This is a genomic window from Bacteroides zhangwenhongii (assembly GCF_009193325.2).
GTDB lineage: Bacteria > Bacteroidota > Bacteroidia > Bacteroidales > Bacteroidaceae > Bacteroides > Bacteroides zhangwenhongii.
Genome location: NZ_CP059856.1, coordinates 1,064,784 through 1,079,047 on the forward strand (window position 1 = coordinate 1,064,784; position 14,264 = coordinate 1,079,047).

The window sequence follows — 14,264 nt, forward strand, 5'->3', positions numbered from 1 at the left end:
AAATATTGATAAAATGTTTCTCTGAAAAATGAATCGGTTGTACCTTTGCACGCAGAATCAAATGAATAGACGAACGTGAATAAACTTTTACCTTTATTGTTTTTGCTCCCGTTTCTGGCTTCCTGCACTAATAAGTACAAGATCGAAGGAACATCTTCAGTGAATAGTCTGGATGGAAAAATGCTGTATCTTAAGTCCTTGCGTGATGGTGAATGGGTGAAACTGGATTCTGCTGAGGTGGCGCACGGTCTGTTCTCCATGAAAGGCAAAGTCGATTCCGTACAGATGGTGACACTTTATATGGATGATGAAAGCATCATGCCGATTGTGCTGGAAAATGGAAAAATCAAGGTAAACATCAGTAATTCGGATATCAAAGCGGTGGGTACTCCTTTGAATACGGCACTATACGAGTTTATTGAGAAAAGAAACCGACTGGAGGAAAGTATCGGAGAGTTGGAACAGAAAGAAACCCGTATGGTGATGGACGGAGGTGATTTGGATGAGATTCATTCACAATTGGCAGTGGAAGGAGATTCGCTGATGAAAGAGATGAATCAATATGTGAAAACTTTCATTTCCACCAACTACGAAAATGTGTTGGGACCCAATGTGTTTATCATGCTTTGCAGTTCGTTGCCTTATCCTATTATGACTCCGCAGATAGATGACATCATAAAAGACGCTCCTTATTCTTTTAAAAGCAATAAGCTGGTAAGAGAGTTCCTTTCGAAGGCGAAAGAGAATATGAAACTGATAGAAGAGCACAAGCGTCTGGAAGAAAATGCTTCGGTAAAGAAGTGAATATAACTTCTCTATTACCGGTCTTGATCTTCGTTCTTTATCATTCCCTTATATTTCTCCGGTAAGGCACTTTCAACGGCAGCGTATGCTTCCGCCATAGTCGCTTTGATATTTTCCATACCTTTTCCTTTAGGCGGAATAGGCTCATGAATCGTGAGAATCATGCGGTGACGGTGTATCCATTTGCCTGTACGCGGGAGGATCTCAAATGAGCCGTCGATGGTGACGGGCACTACTGCCAGTTGTAAGTCATCCGCCAATTGAAAAGCTCCTTTTTTGAAATACCCCATGTGTCCGGTGAAAGTACGAGCCCCTTCCGGGAAAACGACCAAAGATACTCCGTCTTTCAAAGAGTCCTTTGCCTGCCGGATCGTTTCCAACACTTTCTTCGGACCGGACCGGTCTACAAAAATGTGCCCTGCGCTTTCGCAGGCTTTTCCAACGAATGGTAGTTTACGCAGACTTTTTTTCATCATCCATTTAAAGTTTCTTCCGATAAAACCGTAGATCAGGAATATGTCGAATGAACCTTGATGGTTGGGTACAAAAATATAGGAAGTCTTATCATGCAACTTTTCACGCCCTTGAATCTTTACGGGAATCAGCAGGAACAGACAGATTAATTGTGACCATATCTTTCCCGGATAATATCCCCAGATGTGGGCTCCTCCCAAAAGAGAACCTACGATGGTGACGAGTGCCGTAAGGATAGTCAACACTAATAATATAGGTAAAGCGATGCAAATCTGATAAATATAATAAAGTATCTTCATAGGGTTGGATTTTTGTCCTGCAAATATACATGATTATTGTAAAAAAGAGATGCGGATACCATATAATCTTTTCGATTGTGTTATTTTTGTCTCTCGTTATTAGAGATAGCTGTTAAAAATATGATACGTATATTACATACTGCCGATTGGCACTTGGGGCAAACGTTCTTCGGTTATGACCGTACGGAGGAGCATGAGGCGTTTTTAGATTGGCTGGCGGGAGAAATCCTCCGGCAGGAGATTGATGCATTGATTATAGCCGGAGACGTGTTTGATGTTTCCAATCCTTCGGCTGCTTCCCAAAGTATATATTATCGGTTTATATACCGGGTTACGGCGGAGAATCCCAATCTGCAAATTGTGATTGTTGCCGGAAATCATGATTCAGCGGCACGTCTGGAGGCTCCTTTACCTTTGTTGCAGGCTATGAGAACAGAGGTCAGGGGAGTGGTACGTAAGCTGGAAGGCGGAGCGGTTGATTACGACCATCTATGCGTGGAACTGAAGAACCGGCAGGGAGAAGTTGAATTACTTTGTATGGCGGTTCCTTTTTTGCGTCAAGGAGATTATCCGGTAGTGCAGACAGAGGGGAATCCTTATGCGGAAGGGGTTCGTGAACTTTATACGCAGCTTCTGCGAAGGTTGTGGAAACGCCGTAAGCCGAATCAGGCCATTCTTGCCATAGGTCATCTGCAAGCTACCGGTTCGGAGATTGCAGAAAAGGATTATAGTGAACGCACAGTGATAGGCGGACTGGAATGCGTGTCACCGGAGGCTTTTCCCGAACAGATCGCTTATACGGCTCTAGGACATATTCATAAAGCGCAACGGGTATCCGGCCGGGAGAATGTACGCTATGCGGGAAGTCCGATTCCGATGTCTTTTGCCGAAAAGCATTATCATCACGGAGTGGTAATGGTGACTTTTGACGAAGGGTGTGCGGTAGATATCCGACGGATAGAATGTCCGAAATCAATACCTTTGATAAGCGTTCCGAGCGGTGAGCCGGAATTGCCTGAAAAGATATTGGAGATGTTGGGCGAATTGCCGGAGACGGAAGGAACCGCTCCCTATCTGGAAGTGAAGGTTTTGCTGGAAGAGCCCGAACCCATGCTCCGGCAGGAGATAGAGGATGTTTTGGCGGATAAAAATTATCGCTTGGCACGCATTGTCTCTTCTTACCGTACTGGTGCGGAAAATGTGGAGAAAGAGGAGACGGACTGGAAAAAAGGATTACAGGAGATGTCACCGTTGCAGATTGCACAGTCTGCATTTGAGAAGATTTATCAGTCAGAAATGCCGGAGGATTTGGTTGATTTGTTTCAGGAAGCCTATCTGGCTGCCACCCGTAGAGAAGAAGAGGAAGAAAGATGAAAATATTAGCTATACGATTGAAGAATCTTACTTCCATTGAAGGGACGGTGGAAGTGGATTTCACTGCTGAGCCATTGCGATCGGCCGACATATTCGCTATTTCTGGTCCTACGGGAGCGGGAAAGTCAACCTTGTTGGATGCGTTATGTCTGGCGTTGTATGATAAAGCGCCCCGTTTCGCCGCTTCGGTGGAAAGTGTGAATCTGGCGGATGTAGGGGATAACCGGATTAATCAGTCCGATGTGCGTAACCTGTTGCGTCGTGGCACAAGTGACGGTTATGCAGAAGTTGATTTTCTGGGAGTAGACGGACACCGTTACCGCTCTTGTTGGTCGGTGAGACGTACGCGGAATAAAGTGAGCGGCTCTTTGCAGCCGCAAATGATGGAGGTGAAGGAGCTGGATACGGGGAAAGAATTTCAAGGGACGAAGAAGGAGTTGCTGGCACAATTGGTTGAGTTGATCGGGCTGACGTATGAGCAGTTTACCCGTACCGTATTGTTAGCTCAGAATGACTTTGCCACTTTCTTGAAATCTAAAGGAGCGGCTAAGGCGGAGTTGCTTGAAAAACTGACGGGGACCGGAGTGTATTCTTTCATTTCGCAGGAAGTGTTTGCCCGGAATAAGGCAGCGCAGGAAGAGGTAGCTTTGATTCATAATAAGATGAGTGTGATTGAATTGATTCCGGAAGAGGAACAGCTTGCCTTGCAGAAAGAAAAAGAGTTGTTGGCTGAAAAGCGTTCGGAAGGAATCAAATTGCTGGCGGAACAGAATGCGCAGTTGAATGTTGTCCGTTCATTGAATACGCAAGAGGAGCTCCGGACAAAGAAGCAGAAAGAGGAACAAGGAGAACAGGCCAGACTAAAGACCGCTTTGGACACATTGGCCTCGCAGGAGGAAGGCTTGGTTCGTTTCAAAGCCCAATGGGAAGCTATACAGCCGGACTTGAAGCGAGCCCGTCAACTGGATGTGCAGATACAGTCCCAACAAGAGGGTTATATACAGTCTCAACAACTATTGCAGGCAGCCCGTAAGCAGGTGCAGGAGCAGGACAAGAGAAAACGGATGGTTGAGGAACAGTTGCATTTGTCTTATCAGACCTTACGTCGTCTATTGAATGTTGCAGGGACGGAAGACAGTCTGCTGCTTGAACAGGTGGAAGAAACTTTACGGCAGGAAGAGGGAAATTTGTCTGCCGGAATAGAAACGAACGAGAAACGTCTGGAGCGGTTGAATGCTTTCGGATATCCGTCGTTAGCTGAAGAACAGGTCAAGTTGCAGAAAGAATTGGCACGTCAGCAGAATATCCGGCAATTGACGGAAGCGTTGAAGAAGGCGGTGTCGGAAATAGAGCATTTGGAAAAAGAGACGGCAGATTGTTCGAAGGAGCTTTCGGAACGGGAAGTTGCCTTGAAAACAGTACAACGTCTTTATGAAAACGCCCGCATGGCGGTAGGGAAGGATGTGAAAGCTTTGAGGCGGCAATTGGAGGAAGGAGAAGCCTGTCCGGTTTGTGGTAGTACTTCGCATCCGTATCATCGGGAACAGGAAGTGGTGGATACTCTTTTCCGGAATATGGAGCAGGAGTATAATGCGGCAACAGCGGTTTATCAGCAGGTGAACAACCGGAGCATTGCCTTGCAACGTGATTTGGCACATCAGAAGATGATTGCGGGGCAGGTACGTGAACAATTGTCGGCTTTCCAAAAAGAAAGCGCCGACACCGGAAATGAGGAACAGATACAACAACGCTTGGGAGAACTGGCGAAGCTTATTTTAGAATACCGTAATCTGTATGCGGAATGGCAGCGGGGTGATGAAGAGATAAAGAAGCTGCGTTCGCATTATGAAGCCTTGCGTGAGAATGTTTCCCAGTGCCGTTTAGCCATGCAAAAGGTATCGGCTGCCAATGAACAGTCGGTGCTATTACAGAATGCCGCGATTGCCGAACAAAAGCGTTTTGAGGTGATAGAGAAAGCATTGGATACACTTCGTCGGGAACGTTCGGACTTATTGAAAGGAAAGAGTGCCGATGAGGCGGAAGCCGCCGTAGCAAGGCGGGAAGGAGAATTGAATCTGGCGTTGGAGAAAGCCCGTAAGGAGGTAGAGACGGCTCAAAACGGACTTTCCGGCTTGCAAGGAGAGCTGAAACAGATTACTTCGTCTATTGAAGAGTTGCAAGTGCGGCAGAAGCAAATCGAATTCCCCGAACAGCTTCCGGAAGCAATAAAGAAACAACAGGAGGAGAATCTGAATACGGAACGCAGCCTTTCCATTATTGAAGCCCGTTTGTTGCAGCAGGCTAAGAATAAAGCGGTGGTGGAGCAGATAGCAAAAGAACTTTCAGAGAAACAATCGGTTGCCGACCGTTGGGCAAAGTTGAATAAGCTGATTGGCAGTGCGGATGGAGCAAAATTCAAAGTCATAGCGCAAAGTTATACCTTGAATCTGTTATTGCTTCATGCCAATAAACATTTGTCTTATCTTTCCAAACGCTATAAATTGCAACAGGTTCCCGGTACATTGGCCTTGCAGGTTGTCGACTGTGATATGTGTGATGAGATACGAACGGTTTATTCCCTTTCCGGAGGCGAATCATTCTTAATCTCGCTGGCATTGGCATTGGGATTGTCATCTTTATCCAGCAATAATTTGAAGGTGGAGTCGCTTTTTATAGACGAAGGGTTCGGATCTTTGGATGCGGAAAGCCTGCGTACGGCTATGGAAGCGTTGGAGCAACTGCAAATGCAGGGAAGAAAAATAGGCGTGATCTCTCATGTGCAGGAAATGAGCGAACGGATTTCCGTTCAGGTGCAGGTACACAAGAAAGTGAATGGAAAGAGTGTGCTTAGCGTTGTAGGATAAGCACACTCTTTCCTCTTTATTATCTGAATTCGTTTAATTCGTTCAGATTCTTTTTGATTTCGTGGATACGGTTTAGGAACTTCTTGCGGTAAATCCATAAGATCAGTCCTAGACCGCCTCCCCATAACAGGACAAAAAAGGAAATCATGCCTATACCGTATTGCCATACTTGCCAGTAAATGAATGAAAGAACAGCCAATACCAGAAGGAAAAAGATGGCAAACAGACGCTCTCTGATGGTCCATCGGTGGATGCGGTTGACACGGCTGATTACTTCTATCAAAGGCATTTCGTCTACTCGGGTCCGCTGGAGGTAGCGGGTAGTGACGATATCCCAGCAAAGTGCGGGAATCCAGGCAAGAAGGATAATGATATAGATAGGGTTCAGCCTGTTGTGCAACAGGACTTCCGCCAAGAACAGGATCAGTATCGGCAGGGAAATCAGAATCAGCTTTATGTTCAGATTGGCAATGGCGTGAATGCCCTTGCCGGTATGTCCCAGCAATTTCGAAAGTTCCTCTTCTTTAATGAACTCTTTGTCCTTCAGGTGCTCATCGAGTACATTCCAGGATTTCTTCAATTCTTCCAGTTCCATATATCTTTAGTCTTCCTTTTTCATTTTTTTTAGTTTGTCTTTGATGCGGCTTAACTTGGTAGCTACATTCGTTACCGTCAGTCCGGTAATCTCTGCAATCTCCTCGTAACTCTTCTCTTCGAGATAGAGCAGGATGATGGATTTGTCGAGTTGTCCCAATTGATTGATCATCCGGTAAAGCTGTTTCAGCATTTCATTGACCGGATCGTGCGCTTCGATACTCCAGTCAATCTCTTTGGTGAGGCTGACAATCTCCGGTATATTCTTTTCCTTGCGATAAAAACTGATACAGGTGTTGAGGGCAATACGATAAATCCATGTCGATATTTTACACTCTTTCCTGAATTTGGGATAGGCTTTCCAAAGGTTCAGCACAACATCCTGGTAAAGGTCATTGAGAGGGGCGTTGGGATTGGCGTACAGATAACATACCTTATAGATCACCCGTTCATATTCACGGATGACCGACAAGAATTCTTGTTCAACAGGCCTATCTGTTTCTGCCGACTGTTCCCTCATGAGCGTTATTGTAAATTGGCAGCCAGGAATTTGCGTATCTCTGCCACACTCTTATTCCGGCGGCGGGCATAATCTTCGAGTTGGTCTTCTCCAATCTTCCCTACTGAAAAATATTCGGAAGCCGGATGTGAGAACATAAGTCCGCAGACGGACGCGTGAGGATACATTGCCCCGTTTTCGGTCAGTGAGATACCTATCCGTTTCATATCCAATAGTTCGTCCAATAGGAAATTGACGGATTGGTCGGGCAAAGACGGATAACCGACCGCCGGACGAATACCTTGATATTTTTCAACTAGCAAATCCTCAATGCTTAAATTCTCATCTTTCGCATATCCCCATACTTCTTTTCGTACATACTCATGCATCTTTTCCGTAGCAGCTTCAGCCAGACGGTCGGAAAGAGTTTGGACAAGCAAATGTTTGTAGGGATCTTGCTCGTAAAGCCCTTCCATATCCGCATCGATGGAAGCGGCGAAAGCGCCGATCGTATCGGCTATGCCGGAAGATGACGGGCGCACAAAGTCACTTAAACAAAGGAATGGACTGCCATCTCTTTTAGGTGTTTGCTGGCGGAGTAAAGGAAACGTGATGTATTGGTCTTGTTCCTTTTCAATCACCAGATTGTCTCCGTCGGAGTTTGCTTTACAGAGCTTGAAGATTGTCTTTACTTCATAATCCTTGTCGAGCAGATCCAGCATACGGTTGGCCTCTTTGAAAAGCTGCATGGCTTCGGAGGCTTTATTCCGTTCTTCTTCCGGAAAAGTGGTCAGCCATACGGCACGGCAGGCATCGCATCCGTGAATGTTGGCGATAGCCGCGAAACGCGGTTGGAACCCCCATGCGTGGAAAAAGTAAATCCAGTTGATGTAGGGGGCGACCGTATGTATTTTATAAGATAAGACTGTAGGTTGCATAATGGGGCTTGTTTTTCTGTTTGAGAAGTTCACTTACTATCTGAACCTTAACTCTTGTCCACGATAGTTCTCGTCTATCTCTCCGTTATTATATAGCAGATGCCCGTTTGCAAAAGTCTTTTCTACTTTCCAATTGAATGTATGTCCCTCCAACGGGCTCCATTTGCATTTACTTAAAATGCAGTCTGCCGTTACCGTCCAATTGCTGTCCGGACGTACTAACACAAGGTCTGCTTGATAACCTTTCCGGATGAATCCCCGATTCTGTATTTCGTACATTTGGGCAGGAGCATGAGCCATCTTCTCTACCACTTTCTCTATTGTAAATACTCCTTTGTCCACAAGTTCCAGCATACTGGCCAGTGAAAACTGAATCATTGGCATTCCCGACATCGCTTTCAATGCCCCTCCTTCTTTCTCGCTTAGCAGGTGCGGAGCGTGGTCTGTTGCGATGGCGTCTATCAAACCGCTATTGACAGCCTCCTGCAGGGCCTTCCGATCTTTTGCTGTTTTGATGGCGGGGTTGCATTTGATGCGTGCGCCCAGTGTCCGGTAATCTTCCTCTGTGAAAAGCAGATGAGAAACACAGGCTTCTGCCGTGATTCGTTTTTGTGACAGAGGAGCGTTTGAGAACAGACTGAGCTCTTTGGCAGTGGAGATGTGCATGATATGCAGGCGGGCATTTGTTTCACGTGCCAGTTGTACCGCCAGCTCCGAAGAACGGTAACAGGCTTCCTCCGAACGTAGGAGCGGATGAAGGGACAGCGGGACATCTTCTCCGTACTCTTTCTTGAATTTATCCGTATTTTCTTTGATGATTCCCTGATCTTCACAATGGGCGGCGATAAGCAAATCGGTACCGCCAAAGATATTGTGCAGACTGGCCATCCGGTCTACCAGCATATTACCGGTACTTGAACCCATGAACAGTTTAACGCCACAGACACGGTGTTTGTCCAACTTTGCAAACTGAGTGTAATTGTTGTTGGTTGCTCCGAAATAACAGGAATAGTTGACGGCGGATTTCTCGCTTAATAAAGCGAATTTCTCATCAAGAGCTTCCAAAGTGGTGGTCTGTGGATTGGTATTCGGCATATCCATGATTGAGGTGACGCCACCCGCAGCAGCAGCACGGCTTTCGGTGATAATATCCGCCTTATGGGTAAGACCGGGATCGCGGAAGTGTACGTGCTCGTCAATGGCACCCGGCAAAAGATAACATCCGGTTGCATCTATTATTTCATCACATGGGGCAGACGCTTTTTCTTCACCAACCAATATCTCGGCGATTTTCTCGTCTTCAATCACAACCGAACCCGGAACTGTTCTTCCTTCGTTGACAATAATGGCATTTTGAATCAGTGTACGTTTCATTTCTTTTGCGGGAATTTATGGAACCAACTATTTACTTTTAATTTAATCACACCGAATATGGCTTCTCCAAAGATGCTGCTATTCATCTTGGAAGTACCCAATTCGCGATTGATGAATATCACCGGGACCTCAATGATTTTGAAGCCGCACTTATAAGCCGTGAATTTCATTTCAATCTGAAAGGCGTATCCTTTGAAGCGGATGTGGTCTAAATCTATCGTTTCCAATACCTGGCGACGGTAGCAGACGAATCCGGCGGTGGTATCGTGCACGGGAATTCCTGTGATAAACCGCACGTATTTGGAAGCGAAATAGGACATGAGTACCCGCCCCATCGGCCAGTTTACTACATTTACCCCACTGACGTACCGGGAACCGATGGATACGTCGCCTCCCTGTTCCGCACAGGCCTGGTACAGACGGGGCAAATCGTTCGGATTATGGCTGAAATCAGCGTCCATCTCAAAAATATATTCGTATGTATGTTCCAATGCCCATTTGAATCCGGTGATGTAGGCGGTTCCTAATCCTAACTTCCCTTTACGCTCGATCATAAACAAGCGTTCGGGAAACTCTTGTTGCAGGGTTTTTACAATAGTTGCCGTTCCGTCGGGCGAACCGTCTTCTATTACCAGAATATGGAATACTTTGGGAAGTCCGAAAACGGCACGGATAATATTTTCGATATTCTCTCGTTCGTTATAAGTAGGAATAATTACAATGCTGTCTGATGTCTGCATATAGATACTATAATATTTAAGAGCAAAAGTAGTTCTTTTCCTTTAGTTATAGATGAACTAAGGAATATTTAACGTGTTCTGCGGCTCATTATGGATAACTCCGTACCTCACCGAAATTAAGCCCACACCTTACGGGAGGTAAGCCCACGTCTGACTGATGCTAAGCCCACGTCTGAGCGATACTGAGCCCACGCTTCACCGAGACTCAGCCCACGTCTCAATGGCGCTGAGCCCGTAGTTCGGTAATTCTTACTGTGTATTTCTTGATAATACTTCCATTTTTAAAGTATGTACTCCCAATCTTTTTTGTACTTTTGCGGTGAAATTTTATAGGTATGACAATAACTGAGTTGCAACAACAATATGCTGCCCACCCCAATACGGCAGTAATGAAGCGCTTGTTGAAGGACACTTCTGTTCAAACTGTTTTTTGTGGAGGACTGTATGCGTCTGCTGCTTCCCTTTTTTCTTCTGTATTGGTGCAAGAGGGTGGTTGCCCGTTTGTGTTTATCTTGGGTGATCTTGAAGAAGCCGGGTATTTTTATCACGACCTGACACAGATATTAGGCTCGGAAACGGTGCTTTTTTTCCCGTCTTCTTTCCGGCGTTCCATCAAGTACGGACAGAAAGACGCAGCCAATGAGATTTTGCGTACGGAGGTGCTGAGCCGTCTGCAGAAAGGAGAGAAAGGATTGTGTATCGTCACTTATCCCGATGCGTTGGCTGAGAAAGTGGTATCCCGTAAGGAACTGAGCAATAAGACCTTGAAACTGAGTGTGGGTGAAAAGGTGGATACTACTTTTATAACGGATGTGTTGCATAGTTATGGTTTTGAATATGTGGATTATGTATATGAGCCGGGACAATATGCCGTTCGTGGCAGCATAATCGATGTTTTCTCTTTTGCTTCGGAATATCCTTATCGTATTGACTTTTTCGGTGATGAAGTAGAGAGTGTCCGTACCTTTGAGGTGGAGTCTCAGTTGTCCCGTGAGAAGAAAAAGGAAGTGTCTATCGTTCCGGATTTGGCAGTGACGGGAGAGGTAACCACTTCTTTTCTGGATTTTATTCCGAAAGAAACCGTGCTCGCCATGCGTGACTTTCTTTGGTTGCGCGAGCGAATCCAAGTGGTGCATGATGAGGCGTTGACTCCGCAGGCAATAGCCGTTCAGGAGGCCGAAGAGAATGGGGGAATTACGTTGGAGGGAAAATTGATCGATGGCAGTGAGTTTACTGTACGCGCTCTTGATTTCCGTCGGTTGGAATTTGGTAACAAGCCAACCGGAACGCCGGAAGCCAGTGTCTCTTTCAGTACATCCGCCCAGCCTATCTTTCATAAGAATTTCGATTTGGTGGCTTCCTCTTTCAAAGAGTATCTGGAGAAAGGTTATCTGCTTTATATATGTAGCGACAGCACGAAGCAAACGGATCGTATCAAGGCTATTTTTGAGGATCGTGGTGATAAGATACAATTTACTCCTGTTGAGCGTACCATTCACGAAGGGTTCGTTGATAATACGTTGAGGCTGTGTGTGTTTACAGACCATCAGTTATTCGACCGTTTCCATAAGTATAATCTGAAGAGTGATAAAGCCCGTTCGGGAAAGGTGGCCCTTTCCTTGAAAGAATTGAACCAGTTTACTCCGGGCGATTATGTGGTGCATACGGATCATGGTATCGGACGTTTCTCCGGTCTGGTGCGTATTCCGAATGGAGATACTACGCAAGAAGTCCTGAAACTGGTTTTTCAGAATGATGATGTGGTATTTGTTTCTATCCATTCTTTGCACAAAGTTTCCAAATACAAAGGAAAAGAGGGAGAGGCTCCCCGACTTAATAAATTGGGCACGGGTGCGTGGGAGAAACTGAAAGAGCGTACAAAGAGTAAGATAAAAGATATTGCCCGTGATCTGATTAAGCTGTATTCGCAGCGCCGCCAGGAAAAGGGCTTCTCTTATAGTCCGGATAGTTTCTTGCAGCGTGAGCTGGAAGCTTCCTTTATTTATGAAGATACGCCGGACCAGAGCAAAGCGACAATTGATGTCAAGGCGGATATGGAGAGTGATCGTCCGATGGATCGTCTGGTCTGTGGGGATGTGGGATTTGGAAAGACGGAGGTTGCCATCCGTGCGGCTTTCAAGGCGGTTGCCGATAATAAGCAGGTGGCTGTGCTTGTGCCGACTACGGTGCTTGCTTACCAGCATTTCCAAACATTCCGCGACCGCTTGAAAGGATTGCCTTGCAGGGTGGAATATTTGAGTCGTGCACGTACGGCCGCACAATCTAAAGCTGTGTTGAAAGGATTGAAGGAGGGGGATGTCAATATACTGATAGGTACTCACCGTATCTTGGGAAAAGATGTCCAATTTAAAGACTTGGGATTGCTGATTGTTGATGAAGAACAGAAATTCGGAGTCTCTGTAAAGGAAAAGTTGCGGCAGCTGAAAGTGAACGTGGATACATTGACAATGACCGCTACTCCGATTCCCCGTACGCTTCAGTTCTCGCTGATGGGGGCGCGCGATCTGAGTGTTATCTCTACGCCTCCGCCTAACCGTTATCCGATTCAGACAGAGGTGCATACCTTTAATGAGGAGGTGATTACGGATGCGATTAATTTTGAAATGAGCCGTAACGGCCAGGTGTTTTTTGTCAATAACCGGATAGCTAATTTGCCGGAACTGAAAGCGATGATTGAGCGTCACATTCCGGATTGCCGTGTGGCTATCGGTCACGGACAGATGGAACCGGCGCAATTGGAAAAGATTATTCTGGATTTTGTCAATTATGATTATGATGTCCTTTTGGCGACTACCATTATTGAGAGCGGTATTGATATCCCGAATGCAAATACGATTATAATCAATCAAGCGCAGAATTTCGGCTTGAGCGATCTTCATCAGATGCGTGGGCGGGTAGGACGTAGCAATAAAAAAGCGTTCTGTTATCTGTTGGCTCCTCCGTTAAGCAGTCTTACCGCAGAGGGAAAGCGGCGCCTTCAAGCGATTGAGAACTTTAGTGATTTGGGAAGCGGTATCCACATTGCCATGCAGGATTTGGATATTCGCGGAGCCGGTAATCTGTTGGGGGCGGAACAAAGCGGATTTGTTGCCGACTTGGGATATGAGACGTATCAGAAGATTCTCAGTGAAGCTGTTCATGAACTGAAGAACGATGAATTTGCAGATTTGTATGCGGAGGAAATCAAAGGGGAAGGGCAGATCAGCGGTGAAGGATTTGTGGATGAATGTCAGGTGGAAAGTGATTTGGAATTGTTATTACCGGCGAATTATGTGACCGGTAGCAGTGAGCGTATGTTGCTTTATCGCGAATTGGACAGTCTGACATTGGACAAAGACGTAGCAGCTTTCCGTTCTCGTTTGGAAGACCGCTTCGGCCCTGTTCCGCCGGAAACGGAAGAATTGCTCCGTATCGTTCCTCTGCGTCGGTTGGCGGCACGTTTGGGAGCGGAGAAGATATTCTTGAAGGGTGGACGCATGACATTGTTCTTTGTCTCCAATCCGGATAGCCCGTTCTATCAGAGCCAGGCTTTCGGAAAGGTGATTGATTATATGATGAAGTATACCCGCCGTTGCGATCTTCGCGAGCAGAACGGGAAACGGAGTATGCTGATTAAAGATGTGTCGAATGTGGAGACAGCGGTTAGCGTATTGCAGGAGATTGTTGCGTTACAACCGAATGGGCTTTAGTAAATTGCCTCCTTTAGTGAGATTAAACTGAATAAGTTTGTTTTTTGAGGAAAGTCTGTCTATCTTTGGGCTTATAATAAACAATATGAGAGATATGGCTGCAAAATATAAATCACAGGAAAATGAAAAGCCGGAACAGGTAAATGATCCGGTAGCTGCTTATCAAAGGGCCGGTTCTGATGTATGTCTTTGTGTTCCTACAGAATACGAACGGGAAATTATAATGCGTTCGGAAAAAGATTATGAAGAAGGTCGGTTGTATACTCAAGAAGAGGTTGACAAGCAAGTGAGACAATGGCTGGATTAAAGATTGTGTGGACGGAAACTGCTACAATCGTTTTGCGACAGATTCTTACTTTTTATTATGTTAGAAATGGAAATTCAAAATATAGCCGTTCCATCTATACAATGATAAACGATGTGCTAAAGTTAGTTGCCAAATACCCATATATGTATAAAGCTACCTCTATACCTAACGTACGTGTTTTTCATTGTGATTACTTTAAGGTGTATTATAGGGTGCTTGAAGGACAGATTCTTGTGGAAGCTGTTTTTGATACTAGACAGGATCCGGGTAAAGCCCCTTTTTAAGGA

The 14,264-nt window shown here is 45.7% G+C and carries 12 protein-coding genes; 6 read left to right on the top strand and 6 right to left on the bottom strand.

Annotated features, from left to right (window positions below; all coding sequences use genetic code 11):
- Positions 1 to 75: 75 nt before the first annotated feature.
- Positions 76 to 804 (top strand): DUF4369 domain-containing protein, encoded by a 729-nt coding sequence (locus GD630_RS04210; protein WP_017142287.1) that lies wholly within the window; start codon positions 76 to 78, stop codon positions 802 to 804.
- A gap of 14 nt (positions 805 to 818) precedes the next feature.
- Here the strand turns inward: GD630_RS04210 and GD630_RS04215 are convergent, their stop codons facing one another.
- Positions 819 to 1,577: a lysophospholipid acyltransferase family protein gene (locus GD630_RS04215; RefSeq protein ID WP_007759191.1), complete on the bottom strand. Its 759-nt coding sequence runs from the start codon at positions 1,575 to 1,577 to the stop codon at positions 819 to 821.
- A 120-nt stretch (positions 1,578 to 1,697) separates the two neighbouring features.
- On the opposite strand from GD630_RS04215, the gene GD630_RS04220 reads away from it, so the two are divergent.
- Together GD630_RS04220 and GD630_RS04225 are read left to right on the top strand one after the other, a co-directional pair.
- Positions 1,698 to 2,951 carry an exonuclease SbcCD subunit D gene (locus GD630_RS04220; protein WP_143864711.1) on the top strand — a complete coding sequence of 418 codons (1,254 nt, stop codon included), beginning with the start codon at positions 1,698 to 1,700 and terminating at the stop codon, positions 2,949 to 2,951.
- Positions 2,948 to 5,815 carry an AAA family ATPase gene (locus GD630_RS04225; RefSeq protein ID WP_143864710.1) on the top strand — a complete coding sequence of 956 codons (2,868 nt, stop codon included), beginning with the start codon at positions 2,948 to 2,950 and terminating at the stop codon, positions 5,813 to 5,815. Before GD630_RS04220 ends, GD630_RS04225 begins: the two co-directional genes overlap by 4 nt.
- Positions 5,816 to 5,834: 19 nt before the next feature.
- On the opposite strand, the gene GD630_RS04230 is transcribed toward GD630_RS04225, so the two are convergent.
- From GD630_RS04230 to GD630_RS04250, 5 genes are read right to left on the bottom strand one after another with little or no spacing between them, the layout of a single operon-like run.
- Positions 5,835 to 6,410, bottom strand: coding sequence for a hypothetical protein (locus GD630_RS04230; RefSeq protein ID WP_143864709.1), 576 nt, complete (start codon positions 6,408 to 6,410; stop codon positions 5,835 to 5,837).
- 6 nt (positions 6,411 to 6,416) lie between these two features.
- On the bottom strand, positions 6,417 to 6,929 hold the full coding sequence (locus tag GD630_RS04235; protein ID WP_007759202.1) for an RNA polymerase sigma factor: 513 nt from the start codon (positions 6,927 to 6,929) through the stop codon (positions 6,417 to 6,419).
- Positions 6,930 to 6,934: 5 nt separating this feature from the next.
- Positions 6,935 to 7,846 carry a vitamin B12 dependent-methionine synthase activation domain-containing protein gene (locus GD630_RS04240; protein ID WP_143864708.1) on the bottom strand — a complete coding sequence of 304 codons (912 nt, stop codon included), beginning with the start codon at positions 7,844 to 7,846 and terminating at the stop codon, positions 6,935 to 6,937.
- A 36-nt stretch (positions 7,847 to 7,882) separates the two neighbouring features.
- Positions 7,883 to 9,220, bottom strand: a complete 1,338-nt coding sequence (locus GD630_RS04245; protein ID WP_143864707.1) for a dihydroorotase — start codon at positions 9,218 to 9,220, stop codon at positions 7,883 to 7,885.
- On the bottom strand, positions 9,217 to 9,960 hold the full coding sequence (locus GD630_RS04250) for a polyprenol monophosphomannose synthase (protein WP_007753522.1): 744 nt from the start codon (positions 9,958 to 9,960) through the stop codon (positions 9,217 to 9,219). Before GD630_RS04250 ends, GD630_RS04245 begins: the two co-directional genes overlap by 4 nt.
- A gap of 335 nt (positions 9,961 to 10,295) precedes the next feature.
- Between GD630_RS04250 and mfd the strand changes: the two genes are divergently transcribed.
- The 3 genes from mfd (at position 10,296) to GD630_RS04265 (ending at position 14,261) form a co-directional block, all read left to right on the top strand.
- Complete coding sequence (mfd, locus tag GD630_RS04255) at positions 10,296 to 13,670, top strand: transcription-repair coupling factor (protein ID WP_143864706.1); 3,375 nt, start codon at positions 10,296 to 10,298, stop codon at positions 13,668 to 13,670.
- A 94-nt stretch (positions 13,671 to 13,764) separates the two neighbouring features.
- On the top strand, positions 13,765 to 13,977 hold the full coding sequence (locus GD630_RS04260; RefSeq protein WP_143864705.1) for a hypothetical protein: 213 nt from the start codon (positions 13,765 to 13,767) through the stop codon (positions 13,975 to 13,977).
- Positions 13,965 to 14,261 carry a type II toxin-antitoxin system RelE/ParE family toxin gene (locus tag GD630_RS04265; RefSeq protein WP_143864704.1) on the top strand — a complete coding sequence of 99 codons (297 nt, stop codon included), beginning with the start codon at positions 13,965 to 13,967 and terminating at the stop codon, positions 14,259 to 14,261. The genes GD630_RS04260 and GD630_RS04265 overlap by 13 nt, the downstream gene beginning before the upstream one ends.
- Positions 14,262 to 14,264 lie beyond the last annotated feature (3 nt).

Coding starts and splice junctions, on each gene's coding strand:
- GD630_RS04215 (WP_007759191.1), bottom strand. CDS start 1,577: ATGAAGATACTTTATTATATTTATCAGATTTGCATCGCTTTACCTATA.
- GD630_RS04220 (WP_143864711.1), top strand. CDS start 1,698: ATGATACGTATATTACATACTGCCGATTGGCACTTGGGGCAAACGTTC.
- GD630_RS04225 (WP_143864710.1), top strand. CDS start 2,948: ATGAAAATATTAGCTATACGATTGAAGAATCTTACTTCCATTGAAGGG.
- GD630_RS04230 (WP_143864709.1), bottom strand. CDS start 6,410: ATGGAACTGGAAGAATTGAAGAAATCCTGGAATGTACTCGATGAGCAC.
- GD630_RS04235 (WP_007759202.1), bottom strand. CDS start 6,929: ATGAGGGAACAGTCGGCAGAAACAGATAGGCCTGTTGAACAAGAATTC.
- GD630_RS04240 (WP_143864708.1), bottom strand. CDS start 7,846: ATGCAACCTACAGTCTTATCTTATAAAATACATACGGTCGCCCCCTAC.
- GD630_RS04245 (WP_143864707.1), bottom strand. CDS start 9,220: ATGAAACGTACACTGATTCAAAATGCCATTATTGTCAACGAAGGAAGA.
- GD630_RS04250 (WP_007753522.1), bottom strand. CDS start 9,960: ATGCAGACATCAGACAGCATTGTAATTATTCCTACTTATAACGAACGA.
- mfd (WP_143864706.1), top strand. CDS start 10,296: ATGACAATAACTGAGTTGCAACAACAATATGCTGCCCACCCCAATACG.
- GD630_RS04260 (WP_143864705.1), top strand. CDS start 13,765: ATGGCTGCAAAATATAAATCACAGGAAAATGAAAAGCCGGAACAGGTA.
- GD630_RS04265 (WP_143864704.1), top strand. CDS start 13,965: ATGGCTGGATTAAAGATTGTGTGGACGGAAACTGCTACAATCGTTTTG.